Origin of the sequence: Defluviimonas sp. SAOS-178_SWC, from assembly GCF_039830135.1 — a bacterium.
In the GTDB taxonomy this organism is placed as follows: Bacteria; Pseudomonadota; Alphaproteobacteria; order Rhodobacterales; family Rhodobacteraceae; genus Albidovulum.
Genome location: NZ_CP156081.1, coordinates 3,415,980 through 3,431,276 on the forward strand (window position 1 = coordinate 3,415,980; position 15,297 = coordinate 3,431,276).

10 protein-coding genes are annotated in these 15,297 nt (G+C 64.9%); all 10 read right to left on the reverse strand.

What is annotated here, in order from left to right; translation table 11 throughout:
• Positions 1-3: 3 nt before the first annotated feature.
• Entirely contained in the window at positions 4-1,674 is a 1,671-nt protein-coding gene (locus V5734_RS17650) for an FMN-binding glutamate synthase family protein (protein WP_347310920.1), read from the reverse strand.
• A 12-nt stretch (positions 1,675-1,686) separates the two neighbouring features.
• Positions 1,687-3,006: an aspartate aminotransferase family protein gene (locus V5734_RS17655; protein ID WP_347310921.1), complete on the reverse strand. Its 1,320-nt coding sequence runs from the start codon at positions 3,004-3,006 to the stop codon at positions 1,687-1,689.
• Positions 3,007-3,071: 65 nt separating this feature from the next.
• The gene (gene mgtE, locus V5734_RS17660) at positions 3,072-4,478 is read right to left on the reverse strand and encodes a magnesium transporter (RefSeq protein WP_347310922.1); all 1,407 of its coding nucleotides are present in this window, start codon (positions 4,476-4,478) and stop codon (positions 3,072-3,074) included.
• A 28-nt stretch (positions 4,479-4,506) separates the two neighbouring features.
• Positions 4,507-5,496: a C45 family peptidase gene (locus V5734_RS17665; protein ID WP_347310923.1), complete on the reverse strand. Its 990-nt coding sequence runs from the start codon at positions 5,494-5,496 to the stop codon at positions 4,507-4,509.
• On the reverse strand, positions 5,496-6,956 hold the full coding sequence (locus tag V5734_RS17670; RefSeq protein WP_347310924.1) for a biotin carboxylase: 1,461 nt from the start codon (positions 6,954-6,956) through the stop codon (positions 5,496-5,498). Before V5734_RS17670 ends, V5734_RS17665 begins: the two co-directional genes overlap by 1 nt.
• A gap of 11 nt (positions 6,957-6,967) precedes the next feature.
• On the reverse strand, positions 6,968-9,700 hold the full coding sequence (locus V5734_RS17675; RefSeq protein ID WP_347310925.1) for an aminotransferase class I/II-fold pyridoxal phosphate-dependent enzyme: 2,733 nt from the start codon (positions 9,698-9,700) through the stop codon (positions 6,968-6,970).
• A gap of 68 nt (positions 9,701-9,768) precedes the next feature.
• On the reverse strand, positions 9,769-10,746 hold the full coding sequence (locus V5734_RS17680) for a carbon-nitrogen hydrolase family protein (RefSeq protein WP_347310926.1): 978 nt from the start codon (positions 10,744-10,746) through the stop codon (positions 9,769-9,771).
• A gap of 54 nt (positions 10,747-10,800) precedes the next feature.
• Positions 10,801-11,232, reverse strand: a complete 432-nt coding sequence (locus V5734_RS17685) for a universal stress protein (RefSeq protein WP_347310927.1) — start codon at positions 11,230-11,232, stop codon at positions 10,801-10,803.
• Between the two features lie 10 nt (positions 11,233-11,242).
• On the reverse strand, positions 11,243-14,005 hold the full coding sequence (locus tag V5734_RS17690) for a TRAP transporter permease (protein WP_347310928.1): 2,763 nt from the start codon (positions 14,003-14,005) through the stop codon (positions 11,243-11,245).
• 129 nt (positions 14,006-14,134) lie between these two features.
• Positions 14,135-15,097: a TAXI family TRAP transporter solute-binding subunit gene (locus tag V5734_RS17695; protein WP_432759640.1), complete on the reverse strand. Its 963-nt coding sequence runs from the start codon at positions 15,095-15,097 to the stop codon at positions 14,135-14,137.
• Positions 15,098-15,297: the final 200 nt, after the last annotated feature.

Sequence of the window (15,297 nt, forward strand, 5' to 3'; positions counted from 1 at the left end):
AGGTCATGCCGATGCCGGTCCGGCGGCTTTCGCGGCGGTCTGAAAGCCACGCTTGCGGCCTCCGCTCGGCATCAGCGGCGGGGCGACGAAGGGCGAGAAGCTTTCCGCCCGCGACCGGCGCCAACGCATGAGATAGCCGAACTCGTCCTCTTCCTCGCGCAGAAGGAAGCCTTCGGGCATGTAGGGGTAGACTTCGTCACCTGTCACCATGTTGCGGTCGGTCTCGCGCATGATCAGGTGATGGGGCAGGAACTCACCGGGGTGGGAAAGGCCGGCCGCCCCGGTCATCTCGGCCAGCGCCTTGAGGGTGTTCTGGTGGAAGCGGAAGACCCGCTCGGCCTTGTCGACGGGGTCCAGCGCGCGCTGGCGGAGCGGATCCTGCGTCGCCACGCCCACGGGGCAGCGGTTGGTGTGGCAGGCCTGGGCCTGGATGCAGCCGATGGAGAACATGAAGCCCCGCGCCGAATTCGCCCAGTCGGCGCCCAGCGCCAGCGCCCGCGCAAGGTCGAAGGAGGTGATGAGCTTGCCCGACGCCCCAAGCTTCAGCCGGTCACGCAAACCCGCGCCCCGAAGGGTGTTGTGCGCAAAGGTCAGCCCCTCGACAAGCGGCATCCCCATATGGTTGGCGAATTCCAGCGGCGCCGCCCCGGTCCCCCCTTCCTTTCCGTCGATGACGATGAAGTCCGGAACGATACCGGTTTCCAGCATCGCCTTGACGACACACATGAATTCCCGACGGTGCCCGATACAGAGCTTGATGCCGACCGGCTTTCCGCCTGAAAGGTCGCGCAGCCGGCCGATGAACTCGATGAGCCCGACAGGCGTCGAAAACTCCGGATGGGCGGAGGGCGAGATGCAGTCGACGCCGATCGGCACGCCTCGCGCCTCGGCGATCTCGGGCGAGACCTTCGAGGCTGGAAGCACCCCGCCATGACCGGGCTTCGCACCCTGGCTCAGTTTCAGTTCGATCATCCTGACCTGCGGATCGGCGGCCTGATCGCGAAACCGCTCCGGATCGAAGCGCCCGTCGGGCGTGCGGCAGCCGAAATATCCCGAACCGACCTCGTAGATGAGATCGCCGCCGCCCTGCCGATGATAGCGGCTGATGCCGCCCTCGCCGGTGTCATGGGCGAAACCGCCTTTCTTCGCGCCGGTATTGAGGGCGAGGATCGCGTTTGCGGACAGCGCGCCGAAACTCATCGCCGAGATGTTGTAAAGCGACGCGTCATAGGGCTGGCGGCAGTCGGGGCCACCAACTCGGACCCGGAAGTCGTGGTCGGCAATGTGCAGGGGAAGCATCGAGTGGGTAATCCACTCGTAGCCCGCGTCGTAGACGCGTTGCCGCGTGCCGAAGGGCCGCTTGTCTTCCACCCCCTTGGCGCGCTGGTAGACGAGCGACCTGTCGTCACGAGAGAACGGTTCCTCGTCCTGATCGCTTTCGATCAGGTACTGGCGGATTTCGGGCCGTATCCCTTCGAAAAGGAACCGCATGTGACCGATGACGGGGTAGTTGCGCAGGATCGAGTGCCGGCGCTGGCTGAGATCGTGCACCCCGAGCGCGGAGAGAGCGCCGAAGACCAGGAGCGGCAAGAGGAACCAGCCGCTCCAGACCAGCCCGAATAGCGACAAGATCGCGAGCGCGACGACAAGCGCCAATGGCATGTACCGTTCCATCACCCCCTCCCCTCAGATCACCGCGCTGATGGCTCGGGAAAGCTTGTCGGTCAGTTCGCCGATCTGCGCATCCTCGATGATGAAAGGCGGCGCGAGGAGGATGTGGTCGCCCGACCGTCCGTCGATCGTGCCCGACATCGGGTAGCAGATCAGCCCCTCCTCGAACGCCGCCTTCTTGATCTTGGCCGCGACGCCGCGCGAGGGATCGAATGGCGCTTTGGTCGCCCGGTCTTCAACCAGTTCGATCCCCCGGAAGAGGCCCCTGCCGCGCAAATCGCCGACATGCGGATGCTGGCCGAAGCGTGCCTCAAGCGCGGCGGCGAGCTTGTCGCCCTGTTCCCGCACGCGGGGCAGAAGCCCGCGATTCAGGATCGCCGAGACGACGGCATGGCCCGCCGCCGTCGCGGTCGGGTGGCCAATATAGGTGTGACCATGCTGGAAGAAGCCCGAGCCGTTGGCGATGGCGTCGTAGATCTCGGCCGAGCAGAGCATGGCACCGATGGGCTGATACCCGGCGCCAAGACCCTTGGCGATGCAGACAATGTCCGGGCGCACCTCGTCCTGCTCGCTGGCGAAGAGCGTGCCGGTACGCCCCATGCCGCACATCACCTCGTCGAGGATCAGGAGAATGCCGTACCTGTCGCAGATCTCGCGGATGCGGCGGAAATAGCCCGGCGCGGGCGTCAGCGCCCCGGCCGTCGCGCCGACGACAGGTTCGGCCATGAAGGCCATGACCGTCTCGGGACCGACGCGCAGCAGTTCCGCCTCCAGCGCGTCGGCGGCGCGGCGGCCGTATTCCTCAAGGCTCTCGCCCTCTTCCCTGAGCCGGTATTCATAGCAGGGGTCGATATGGCTGACATCGAGGAGAAGCGGCCCGAACTGCGCACGCCGCCATTCGTTGCCACCCGCCGAGAGGGCGCCAATCGTATTGCCGTGGTAGCTCTGCTTGCGGGCAATGAGGCGGCCGCGCTGCGGCTCGCCCTTCTCGACCCAATACTGGCGGGCTAGCTTGATCGCCGCCTCGGTCGCCTCGGACCCGCCCGAGACGAAGTAGACCCGGTCAATCCCCTCGGGCGCGTGGGCGATCAGGAGATCAGCCAGCGCCTCGGCCGGTTCGGAGGTGAAAAAGCCGGTATGGGCGAACGCCACCTTGTCGAGTTGGGCCTTGATCGCCGCCGTCACTTCCACGTCGCCGTGGCCGAGGCAGGACACCGCCGCGCCCCCCGAGCCGTCGAGATAGCGCTTGCCGGACGCGTCGATCATATAGCAGCCTTCGCCGCCGACGGCGACCGGAGGCTGCGCTTTGGTGTGGCGCGGAAAGACATGGGACATGGGTCTGCTCCTTTCGTATCAGGCGGGCTGGCACCCCGATAGGCGCACATTCCCGTTGTTCGGCTTCATACCAGATAAGGCATCATCAGGCTGGCAAGGCTGAGGACGAGGAAGAACCCCGCCATGTCGGTGATCGTCGTCAGAAGCGGCCCGGACGCGGCCGCAGGATCCTGCCCCAGCCGTTTCAGCAGCAGGGGCACCACACCCCCGATCGACACCGCGAGAACGGTGTTGAGCGCCAGTGCCACGCCGATCACCACGCCGAGCCAGGGATTTCCCTTCCAGGCCCAGGCCACTGCCGCGATCAGGAGGCCGAGAGCAATGCCGTTGATCGCACCCACCGAGACCTCCTTGAGCCAGACCCTGAACGCATCCTTGGGCTGGACGACGCCAAGCGAAAGCTCCCGCATCGTCACGCCTACCGCCTGATTTCCAGAACAACCCGACATATCCGACACCATCGGCAGGAAAACCGCGATGGCAATGACAGCCGTCAATGTCGCCTCGTAAGCCGAGATCACCGAGGCCGCGATGACGTTGAGCACGATATTGGCCGACAGCCACATCAACCGCCGGCGCGAGCGCAGCCAGAGCGGCATGGAGCGAAGCTCGTCGCCGACCTGCTGGCGCTTCAGGCTGTCGCTCTCGGCCCGTTCGAGGGCGGCGTCGCGCACGGCGTCGCGGCCCACGACACCGACGAGCCGGCCGTCCGCTTCGACCACTGGCAGGCCGAGGAAGGATTCAGCGTCGAAGATATCCTCAAGCATGTCGAGCGTGGCCGAAACGGGTACCGTCATCGGTTCGACCATGATCGTCGTCAGCTTGGTATTCTTGCGCGCGGTCAGGAGCGCACGAAGCGAGACGACGCCAATCGGCCGCCCCCCGGCATCCGTCACGTAAGGATGCTGGCCACGGTAGCGCTCGAAATCCTCGTCGCCTTCGACCACCATGCGCAGGACATCGCCCACCGTGGCGGTGTCGGCAAACGCGAATGCCTCGGCCACCATGAGGCCGCCCGCCGTGTCGTCCTCGTATTCGACGAGGCGGCGGACATCGGCGGCGTCCTCCGGCTCCATCTCGGCGAGGATCGCCTCCGCGTCCTCGGCGTCGAGATCGCCGATGAGGTCGGCCTGAAGGTCGCTGTCGAGTTCGTCGATGATCTCGGCCGCCCGGTCGCTGTCGAGCCGCTCCACAAGTTCGGTCGCGGCGGCATGCGGCGCTTCCTCGACAAGGGCGGCGGCAAGTTCCGTCGGCACGAGTTCGAGAAGGACGTCGCGATCCTCGGCCGAGAGCGCGAGGAGTTGGCGCAGGGCAGCTGAGGGGGCAAGCGGATCGAGAAGGTCCGTCAGCCGGTCGCCATCACGGTCGTCGACGGCGGCCTTGACCCGATCGCGCATCGACGCGCCCGGCGCGTCCTGCGGATCCGGCGCATCGTGCCGGGCCTCCTCGGGATCGGGCTTCGTCTCGGTCACAGGTCCCTCCCTGTCCCGCATAACCCCGTCACGAAACGCGGCTCTGCGGCTCCGGCGTTGCGATGCAGCGCGTTCCTTCGGCGAAGTTCTTCATGTCGAAGCTCCAGGCGCCGCGCGGCCAGCGCAGCTCCATCTCGCCCTTCCGGGGTCGGTAGACCGCCGTATAGAGCGTGCCGAACCCCCGCTCGAACGCGGTGGAATAAAGCGGCGGGCGCAGGAAGGCGGCGATGAATTTCTCTTCCGGTTCCACATGAAGGGTCAGCCGCTGAAGAAGGAAGCGTTCGCGTTCCACCGAGGCGGTCATGCGGGCATGGGCATCCCATTCGACCTTTTCCTGATGGTTCGTCGCCACCGCCGCATGGGTCAGGACCGCCGGCCGGTCCGGCGCCATGAAAGCGGTCAGGAAATGCCGCTTCCGGTCCAGAACCGTGACATTGTAGCTCATATGCGTCGGAATGCGGGCCAGCGCCTTGCCGGCCTCTTCCGTCGTTGCGCAGGTCTGGAGCACGTAGCGCAGGATCAGCGGCACCCCGAATCCATCGCCGACGACCCGGCGCCCGCCGAAGGTGAGGGACACCGCAAGGCCCGCATCATTCATCCCGTCGACGAGCCCCCAGAGCCCGTCCGAGGTGCCCATCACCTTCCGCCCCTGCCAGGACGAGTGCAGGACGACGCATTCGAACGCACGCGGATCATAGTCGTAGTTGCGCACGAGGACCGGAGCCTTTCCGGGCCAGATCGCCTGGCTGCATCCCGAGAGGTAGGGTGGCGGGCGATAGAAGCTGAGGAACCGCGCCGCCAGGTCGCCGCCGCCGGCCAGATCGCAAAGACGCTCATAAAGCGGCACGATTTCCGGCATGTGGGTTTCGAGCGCCCGCAGGCTTTCGAGATAGGTCGGTCGCGCATCGGCCCCTTCGCGCAGCCACCACGCCTTGTAGGCGGGCCACAACTCGGCGAAGAGCCCAGCCCATTTCGGGCCGGGCTCCGCCTCCGATATGGCGCGCCACCATAGATCCATCACATGATCTTGAAAGCCGGTTCCGCGAGGGCCGGGCCCGCCTCGGCCACCGGCAGCGGGTTGGCGGAGAACGCGGACTTGATGCCGTGGATCCAGCGCTTGGCCCGTTCATTGAGCTGGAAGCCGTTGGTCATCGACCGGCCGCGCGTGACGAGGATTCCAAGATCGGCGCCTTCGTAGCGGTAGTCGCCCGGTTTCAGGATGCGCAGGAAGAACGCCTCGTTCTCCGACTCGACCGCACGGCGGTGATAGTCGAAGCGGTCGAAGACGACACGGCCGTCCTCCAGCATCTTGTAGATGCCGGTCTGCGGCGCGTGTGACAGGATATCGACCGTATCCTCGGTGTGTTTCACGACCATCTGGCTCCAGCCGTCGATCATGTCGGGATCGGCCCAGCGCGCGTTGAGTTCGTCCACGTCGAGCTTGAACTTCGCCTTCGAAAACTCCAGCAGATGGAACAGGAACAAAGGCGCGTCGGCATGGGCGAAGGCCGCATGGTTGGTCATCGACGAGGCGCCGGTGATGCGCGGATTGAGTTCGCCGAGCCAGATGTCGCCGGTCTTCTTGTCGATGAGGAAATCGAGCTCGAAATAACCGCGATAACCTTCCTTCCTGAGCTGCTCCCCGAATTTGAAGGTCAGGTCGCGCGCCTTCTGGCGCACTTTCGGCGAGAAGGCTGTCGAGAAGATTTCATTCCCGCACCAGCCGCCGCGATAAGGCGTGAGCTCCTTGAAGCCGACAAGCTCGGTCATCAAGGGTCCGACGATCGTGCCCTGGCTCGTGGCGCACGCCTCGATGGCGGAGCCACGGCAGTCGATCCGCTTCATGATCTTGATTTCGCCCTCTCCGACGATCTCATGCTCGTGCCGGCGGAAATCGGCCTCGGACTTGATGAAGAAGGTGGTGTGGCCGCTATCGCCAAACGCCGATTGCAGCACGAGGTCATGGCCCAGCCCCGCCTTGTCGCAAGTCTTCTTCAGGTCCTCGTAGGATTTCACCTCGGCCAGCGTGTTCGGCACCGAAGGCACGCCCGCCTTGTTGCCGACGCGCACGGTCTCGATCTTGTTGTCCATCTTCGTCCTGAGCTTCGCCTTCGGGAACCAGACATCGGCGCCCAGTTCCTTGGCCAGCCGCTCGGTCTCCTCGTCGAACATGAGGAAGACAAATTTCGGCTTGCCGCCGCGGCGCTTCACGAGGTCGATCACCTCCTTGTGCTGGAGGAGGTAGTTGTTGATGTCCTCGATCGACTGGAACTCCGCATGCGGCTGCTCGGAGGGGCAGAAGACGTTCGGGTGCCGGCCGTCATAGCAATCGATGTAGCAGATATACTTGAAATTCTTGCACCATTCGTCGATGCCCAGAAGATTGAAGTTGGTCGCGGAGATGAAATAGATCGGATCCTCGTTCCGGTGGAAGAAGCGGCGGATCTCGGAAATGTTCTTCAGGTCTCTCTTGCTCATTCTTCTCTCCCCTATTCCGCCGCAGTGGCGAGTTTCTTCGTCTGTTGGGCCAGCGCCTCTTCCGTGAACACCCTGAGCCCAAGATCGGCGCGGTAGCCGTGGATCTCGCTCACGTCGAGCGCGCGCATGAAGGCGAGGATCTCGCGGCTGACCACCTGCCCCGGCACGAGGATCGGGAAGCCCGGCGGATAGGGGATGATGAACGAGGCCGACACGACCTCGCGCCCCTTTTCCATCTGCGCTTCGATCCCGCCGTCGAGCTCCAGGTAGTCGCAGTTGTTTTCGTCGTAGGCGAGGAAGAACGGCGTGCGGATATCGCCCTCGCCAGTCGCGGCATCGGCGCAGAAGGCGCGGTGGAAATAGGAAAAGTCAGGTAGCGGCGGCAGATCCTGCATCAGGTTCTTCACGCGCCGCTCGAATGCCAGACGCTCCATCTTGGAGGCGTCGTCAAGCCGGTCGTCCAACTCCTTCGCGATCTCCACCAGCACCTCGATCAGGTAGGCGACCGAGGATCGCGTGGTGCCGATATTGGTCATGAAAAGGACGGTGTTGCGCGAGGTCTTGTTGATCTGGATCCCGTACTTGTCCATCAGGACGTCGGTCTTGAACGTGTCGCCGTCCCAGCCGGTGCCGCCGACCGCGAGCGTCACCCGCGTCGCGTCGAGGACGAATTCATCCTTCTCCCAGCAGTTCCAGATATCGGTCCAGCCCTGTTCGGGATCATAGTAGCTCTCGACCCCGCTTTCGCGGAAATCGTCGGGGATCATGTCGCCCGCCGTCAGCACCTTGAAGTATTTCTGCAAAAGCGGGTGGGTGGAGATCGCCCGGCGCATCGACATCGCCGCCTCGACCTGGCGCTGGACGAATTCGAACCCTTCAAGCTCCACCTGCCGCCGCCCGACATCGAGCGAGGCGATGATCTGGTAGTTCGGGCTCGTCGAGGTGTGGGTCATGTAGGCTTCGTGGAACGAGGCCTCGACCTCCCCTTTGAAATCCTGGTCGTTCACATGGATCATCGAGCCCTGGCGGAGCGAGGTCAGCGTCTTGTGCGTGGACTGGGTCGTATAGACCCGCACCCGCGCGTTCGGCGGCGGGAGAAGCCGCGTCTTGAGGAGCGTGGCCTCATCCGCATCCTTCAGCTTTTCGGTCTGTTTCGCATACGCCTTTGCATGCGCCTCTGATTTCAGCCGTTCCCGCAGCACGCCGGCGGCGTGCATCCCGGTTCGCTGCCGGTAGGTCGGCCCGAAGCGGGCGAAGGCGAACCAAGCCTCGTCCCACAGGAAGATCAGGTCGGGCTTGATGGCGAGGCATTCCTCCATCACCCGCTCGACGTTGTAGACGATGCCGTCGAAGGTGCAGTTGGTCAGGAGGAGCATCCGGACCTGGCCGAGCTTTCCCGCCGCCTTCAGCTTCAGAAGCTGGTGCTTGATCTCATGCAGCGGCACCGCGCCATACATCGAGTATTCGTTCAGGGGATAGCTGTCGAGGTAGCGCACCTGCGCGCCTGCCAGAACCATGCCGTAATGGTGCGACTTGTGGCAGTCGCGGTCGACCAGCACGATGTCGCCGGGCCGCACCAGCGCCTGCACGACGATCTTGTTGCAGGTCGAGGTTCCGTTCGTCGCGAAGAAGGTCTGCTTGGCGCCGAAGGCACGGGCGGCAAGCTCCTGCGCCTCCTTGATCGGGCCGTGCGGTTCCAGAAGGCTGTCGAGGCCGCCCGAGGTCGCAGAGGTTTCCGCGAGGAAGATGTTCGGCCCGTAAAAGGCGCCCATGTCCTGGATCCAGTGCGACCGCGTGATCGACTTCCCGCGGCTGATCGGCATGGCGTGGAAGACGCCCGTGGGCTGCTTGGAATATTCCTTGAGCGCGGTGAAGAACGGCGTCTTGTAGCGGGCCTGAACGCCCCGAAGGATGTTCAGGTGCAACTCCATGAAGTCTTCCTGATTGTAGAAGACCCGCCGGCAGATGCCGAGGTCGAGCCCGGCAATATCCTCGACCGAGCGGTCGGTGACGAGATAGGCGTCAAGCTCGGGGCGCACCCGGCCGATCAGGCGGCAGAGTTCCGGTCCGTAATCCTCTGGCGGAATATCCTCGATCGTCTCCTCTCCGCCGGCGCGGTTGAGGTAGCGCGTCAGGATCGGCAGATCGACGTCGCTTTCCATGCGCAGACCGGGACGGACGACAATGGCCTGGATGTTGTGGTTGAACAGAACGCCGATCAGCGCGTCCTTGAGGCTTGGCACGACGACCGGCTCGTAGATGAACGCGTCCTCCGAACGGCGCATCGAGGTCATGTTGGCCTTGAGCCAACGCTCCTGATGCTCGTTCACGTCATCGACGATCATCACTTCGAAATAGGGCTTTGTCAGCGCCCGCGCCTCGGGCGGCAAAAGCGCCTCCTCGTCGTGGTCCTCGTCGAAGCCGTCGCGGTCGAGCGGGATCAGCCGGCGCCGGTAGGCGCCCGTCGTCAGGGCCCGCGTCGCGCGGCGGACGGCGAAGACCAGTTCGGCCATGTGCCCGGTCTCGAACTGCCGTCGCATGTGCTCGAAGGCCGCCACCCCCGGAAAGGCCCAATAACGTTCGATGACCGCGAGCGACTCGAACAGTATTCCGGCCTCGGCATGAACGGATTTGACGCGTTTGCCCTCTGGTTCCCGATGCAGGAGTTCGAGCTTTTCCCGAAGGGCGCTCCAGCGGTCCGCGCGCAGTTGCACGGCCGAGTAGTAATCGCTCATCGACTGCATCGGTCCTACCTTTCGTAGCGGCCGGCAGACAGATCAACGAGCGCCCGGGGGCGGTCCCTGCCGTCGGCTCAGCCCGTGGATATCCGGCCCGCCAGCGGTGGCGTGCCATCGTCGTCGCGGAACGGCGGCCCCATCGTCTTGTGAAGGGCACCCGTTGCCGAGGTGTCGCGAAGGTTGATCCCGGCCCGCGAGCCCTGCCGCGGCATCTCAAGCGGCCCGAGGTCCTGCAGATAGGCGTCCGCCCCGCTCGTCCGGTCGTAGACCGAGAAATCGACGGAGCGGTCGCGGAAGCTTTTCAGCACCTGGCCGAGGCCCTTGATGCCGGTCTCGCGCTGGCGCCGGACGAGGTCGAGATCGACTTCGATGGGGAACATGTCCTCCTGCCCCGCCGACTGGTGCAGCACGGTGGCCGAGGGATCGACGACGCAGGAACGACCGTTGCCGCCGGCACCAAGACCGTTCACGTCGAAGACATAGCACTGGAACTGCGCCGCCGTCGCCCGCGCGATCGCCAGCTCCGCGTCGCGATCGGTCGTGCCGGTCAGGACCGGATGCAGAAGCACCTCGACCCCCTGCGCGGTCAGCTGCCGCGTGGTTTCCGGAAACCAGATGTCGTAGCAGATCGACAGGCCGAAGCGGCCGACATCGGGCACATCGAAGACACAGAATTCGGTGCCCGCCTCGACCTCGGTCTCGTAGGGCCGGAACGGGAACATCTTGCGATAGCTCGCGACGATCTCGCCGTCGGGATTGATGACACTCGCGGTGTTGTAGATCCGGCCATCCTCGGCCTTCTCGAACATCGAGCCCGGGATCAGCCAGACATTGTGCCTGCGCGCGGCCGCTTGCAGCCGGGAGAGGCTGTCGTTGCGGAAAGGCAGCGCGAATTTCGGCAGGGGTCCGAACGCGGCCAGCTCCGAGAACAGCACCATCTGTGTCCACGGGAAACGCGCCATCAGGATGTCGAGCCGGTGCAGCATGCCGTCAGTGTTCGGCTGCAGCGCGTTGACGTACATCTGCACGCCGGCGATTGCGAAAGGAGTCATATGCGGTCCTGATTCGATTTCCCTACAGCCCGTCGGCGGGCCGCCTCCTGTTGCCTAGCACCGCACAACGAGGACTGAAACAGGCGAACGCCGGACGACGCGGTCCGCCTGGGAGCCGATGAGAAACTCGCGCATCTTGTCGGGCGCATGGCTGGCCATCACCACAAGGTCGGCACCGACCGCGTCGATCGCATGCAGGATCTCGTCGTGGACCGTGCCGTAGCGGATGTGGGATTCCGCCTTCAACTCGGCCGGCACCTCCGCCGCCACGAGCTTTTCGAGCGCCTCGCCTCCGTGGCGGATCGCCTTTTCGCGGAAATCGACCGGGAAGAACCCCTCGACCACCGGCAGGCCGTAATCCGGCACCACGCTGAGGACGTGCAGCCTGGAGCCCCAGCCGGTTGCCAGTTCCACCGCGCGCGGCAGCGCGTCTTTCCAGGATGCGGGTTCATTGACGTCGATCGTCAGGAGGATGGTCTTGTACATGGCGGCCTCCTCAGGCTTCGGCCCGGCGCGCGCCGGGCGCCCGTCCGCGTTGCAGCATCACCACCAGCGCCAGAAGCAGCAGCGCCGGGATGAACATCCAGTATTTCGACGGGGCCGAAACCGGCTGGAGAACGCGCAACACCTCCTGGTCCCAGTCGAGCCCGGCCTTCTGCGCGGCGGAATCGTAGGCCACGTCGTCGATGATCATCTTCTCGCCGTCCTGCCGGAAGGCGAGTCCTGCCCCGGCAAGCCGCTCCTCTCCGGTCGCACCTTCGCCCATCGGCACCAGCGCGACGAATTCGATCGGGTCGCCAAGGTCGTTGACGCCGGCGACGCGCAGCCGCAGATCCTCGCCCGCGGGTGTGCTGCCCGCCGCCTCGGCGATATTGGCCGGCGCCGCTTCGGCGAAGGGCGGGAAGACCATGTCCATCCAGAATCCCGGCCGGAAGAGCGTGAAGGCCACGAGCAGAAGCGCCACCGTTTCGTAGATACGGTTCCTGGCGAGGAACCAGCCCTGCGTCGCGGCCGCGAAGAGAAGCATGGCGATCGTCGCGATGATGAAGACGAAGACGCCTTGCGCCCAGGTCACGTCGATGAGCAGAAGCTCGGTGTTGAAGATGAACAAGAACGGCAGCGCGGCGGTCCTGAGCGAATAGAAGAACGCTACGACCCCGGTCTTGATCGGATCGCCCCCGGACACGGCGGCGGCGGCGAAACTCGCGAGCCCCACTGGCGGCGTCACATCCGCCATGATGCCGAAGTAGAAGACGAAGAGGTGCACCGCGATCAGCGGAACGATCAGCCCGTTCTGCTGGCCGAGCGTCACGATCACCGGGGCCAGCAGCGCCGAGACGACGATGTAGTTCGCCGTGGTCGGCAGGCCCATCCCGAGGATCAGCGACAGGACGGCGGTGAGGACAAGGATGGCGAGAATATTGCCGCCCGACAGAACCTCGACCACATCGGCAAGGGCCGAACCCACGCCGGTCTGGCTGACCGCCCCGACGATGATGCCGGCGGTCGCGGTGGCGATGCCGATGCCGATCATGTTGCGTGCGCCGGTCACGAGGCCGTCGATCAGGTCCGTAACCCCTTCACGGGCCGCCTCCCCCAGTTCGCCCGCCCCACGCAACATCGCCATCAGCGGACGTTGCGTCAGCAGAATGAACACCATGTAGGCCGTTGCCCAGAACGCGGAGAGACCCGGCGACAGGCGGTCGACCATCAGCGCCCAGACCAGCACCACCACCGGGAGGATGTAGTGCAGACCCGCGCGGATCGTCGGCCCCGGCAGCGGCAGCGACGTCACCGGCGCATTCGGATCGTCGAGATGCAACGGCTCCTCGCGCGACGCGACCCAGAGAAGGCCCACATAGACCGCCGTCAGGAAGGCGAAGATGATGTAGCCCGCCGTCGCCGGGAAGGCCGGGCGGATCCAGCCCATGCCATAGTAGACGGCCAGCGAGATCGCGCAGATCGCGGCGATGGTGAAGGCGATACCGATCAGCCGCTGCACGATGGGCTTCGGCGTATAGGCACGCGGCAAGCCCTCCATCCCGGCCTTCATCGCCTCGAGATGCACGATGTAGACAAGCGCGATGTAGGAAATCACCGCCGGCACGAAGGCATGGCGGACAACGTCGAAATAGGGGATGCCCACGTATTCGACCATCAGGAACGCGGCCGCGCCCATCACCGGCGGCATGATCTGGCCATTGACGGAACTGGCTACCTCGACCGCGCCCGCCTTTTCGGACGAGAAGCCGACTTTCTTCATCAGCGGAATGGTGAAGGTGCCGGTCGTCACCACGTTGGCGATGGAGGAGCCCGAGATGAGGCCGGTCATCGCCGACGACACGACCGCTGCCTTCGCCGGCCCGCCGCGCATGTGGCCCATGAGGCTGAAGGCGACCTGGATGAAGTAGTTCCCGGCCCCGGCCTTGTCGAGGAGCGAACCGAAGAGCACGAAGAGGAAGACGAACGAGGTCGAGACGCCGAGCGCGATGCCGAAGACGCCCTCGGTCGTGATCCACTGGTGGTTCACGATCTCGGACAGGTTGTTGCCCTTGTGGGCGATGATCGACGGCATCCAGGGGCCAAGGATCGTATAGACGAGGAAAACCGACGCGACGATCATCAGCGCAGGGCCAAGGGCGCGGCGGGTCGCCTCCAGAAGGATGGTGATGCCCGCGACGGCGACGATGAAATCCTGCAGGATCGGCGCACCAACGCGCGAGGAGATGTCCTTGTAGTAGATGTAGAGGTAAAGCGCGGTCAGCGCACCGACGACCGCGAGCGCCCATTCCCAGGCCGGGATGCGGTCCTTCGGCGAACCGAGCAGGATCGCGGCCACAACGGCGAGGGAGATCAGCGGAATCCACCAGACCGACGTCCCCTCCTTCGCCGAGATGAAGAAGAGGATGCCGAGGATCACGGGGACCGCAATCCCGAGGCCAAGTTGCACCGGGGTGCGGGCGGCGGGAAAGGCGGCGAAGGCGAGGAAGATCGCGAAGGCGAGGTGGATAGACCGCGCCTCGGTGTCGTTGAAGACGCCGAAACCGACCATGAACGGAACGGGCGAGGCGATCCACAGCTGAAAGAGAGACCAGGCAAGGGCAACGATGGTGATGAACAAGCCGACGTTGCCCGTGGTGCCGCGCGCACCGGTGTCGGACGACGCGACGAGTTCGTCGAGTTCGGTTTGGCTCAGCCCGCCCCTGTCAGCGGCTTCCATCTCGCCGGCGGCGGCCTGCTGCTGGTCCTTGTCTGCCATGATGTCCCCCCTGGTCGCTGACGCGAGCCACTGATCCGGTCGGAGATTGAATGCGTCCGGCGACGGGCGGACACGCTGTCCGCGCCGGAGGCGGGCCGTTCCGCGCCGGGCACGGAACGGCGGAGCGGCTTACATCCAGCCGCGTTCCTTGTAATACTTCTCGGCGCCCGGATGCAGCGGGGCAGAAAGCCCGTCCTTGATCATGTCCTCTTCCTTGAGGTTCGCGAAGGCCGGGTGCAGGCCCTTGAAGCGGTCGAAATTGTCGAAGACCGCCTTGACGACCTCATAGACCACATCGTCCGGAACGTCGGCCGAGGTCACGAAGGTCGCCTTCACGCCGAAGGTTTCGACATCGTTGTCGGTGCCGGCATACATGCCGCCCGGGATCACCGCCTTGGCGTAATAGGCATTGTCGGCGACGAGCTTGTCGATCGCCTCGCCCGTGACGGGCAACAGGATGGCATCGACCGTCGAGGTCGCCTCCTGGATCGAGCCGTTCGGGTGGCCGACCGTGTAGATGATGGCATCGACCTTGTTGTCGCCGAGTGCCGCGGCCTGCTCGGCTGGCTTCAGCTCGGAGGCCAGTGCAAAGTCGGCGTCCGACTTGCCCATCGCGTTCAGCACGACTTCCATCGTCGCGCGCTGGCCCGAGCCGGGATTGCCGACATTCACGCGCTTGCCGAAGAGGTCGTCGAAGGTGGTCGCGCCGCTGTCCTTGCGGGCGACGACGGTGAAGGGCTCCCCATGCACCGAGAAGACGGCGCGGAGCTTGTCGACCTTCTTGCCCTCGAATTCCGACGATCCGTTATAGGCGTGGTACTGCCAGTCCGACTGGGCAACGCCCATGTCCATGTCACCCGCCGCGATCGCGTTGATGTTGGCGATGGACCCGCCGGTCGATGGCGCGGTGCATTTCAGGCCGGTGGTGGCGGTATCGCGGTTTACCAGCCGGCAGATCGACTGGCCGACGACGAAATAGACGCCGGTCTGGCCTCCTGTGCCGATGGTGATGAACCGCTCCTCTGCGGCGGCACCCGTCGCCAGCGCCATCGCGCCAACGAGGGATAGGGTCTTGAGGTAGGTCATCGTCATTCTCCCTGTCACGAATCCTGTGATGCTCGATGACTCCCGGGATCTTTGTGCCCCGGCTGGTCGCCTTGTTCAGCCCTCGGGCCTTCCGAACGCACTTCCTTTCAGGCGCGGCGCTTGCCACATCCCGTTGTCGGGCCGGACGCCCGGATTTCGATTTTGCCCTTGAACGCCTGCCCCGGGCCGACCCTGGCCGCGCATGC

Bases quoted from the DNA above. Each gene is read 5' to 3' on its own strand.
- V5734_RS17690 (WP_347310928.1), bottom strand. From the start codon at position 14,005: ATGGCAGACAAGGACCAGCAGCAGGCCGCCGCCGGCGAGATGGAAGCC.
- V5734_RS17650 (WP_347310920.1), bottom strand. From the start codon at position 1,674: ATGGAACGGTACATGCCATTGGCGCTTGTCGTCGCGCTCGCGATCTTG.
- V5734_RS17655 (WP_347310921.1), bottom strand. From the start codon at position 3,006: ATGTCCCATGTCTTTCCGCGCCACACCAAAGCGCAGCCTCCGGTCGCC.
- V5734_RS17670 (WP_347310924.1), bottom strand. From the start codon at position 6,956: ATGAGCAAGAGAGACCTGAAGAACATTTCCGAGATCCGCCGCTTCTTC.
- V5734_RS17685 (WP_347310927.1), bottom strand. From the start codon at position 11,232: ATGTACAAGACCATCCTCCTGACGATCGACGTCAATGAACCCGCATCC.
- V5734_RS17680 (WP_347310926.1), bottom strand. From the start codon at position 10,746: ATGACTCCTTTCGCAATCGCCGGCGTGCAGATGTACGTCAACGCGCTG.
- V5734_RS17695 (WP_432759640.1), bottom strand. From the start codon at position 15,097: ATGACGATGACCTACCTCAAGACCCTATCCCTCGTTGGCGCGATGGCG.
- V5734_RS17665 (WP_347310923.1), bottom strand. From the start codon at position 5,496: ATGGATCTATGGTGGCGCGCCATATCGGAGGCGGAGCCCGGCCCGAAA.
- V5734_RS17675 (WP_347310925.1), bottom strand. From the start codon at position 9,700: ATGCAGTCGATGAGCGATTACTACTCGGCCGTGCAACTGCGCGCGGAC.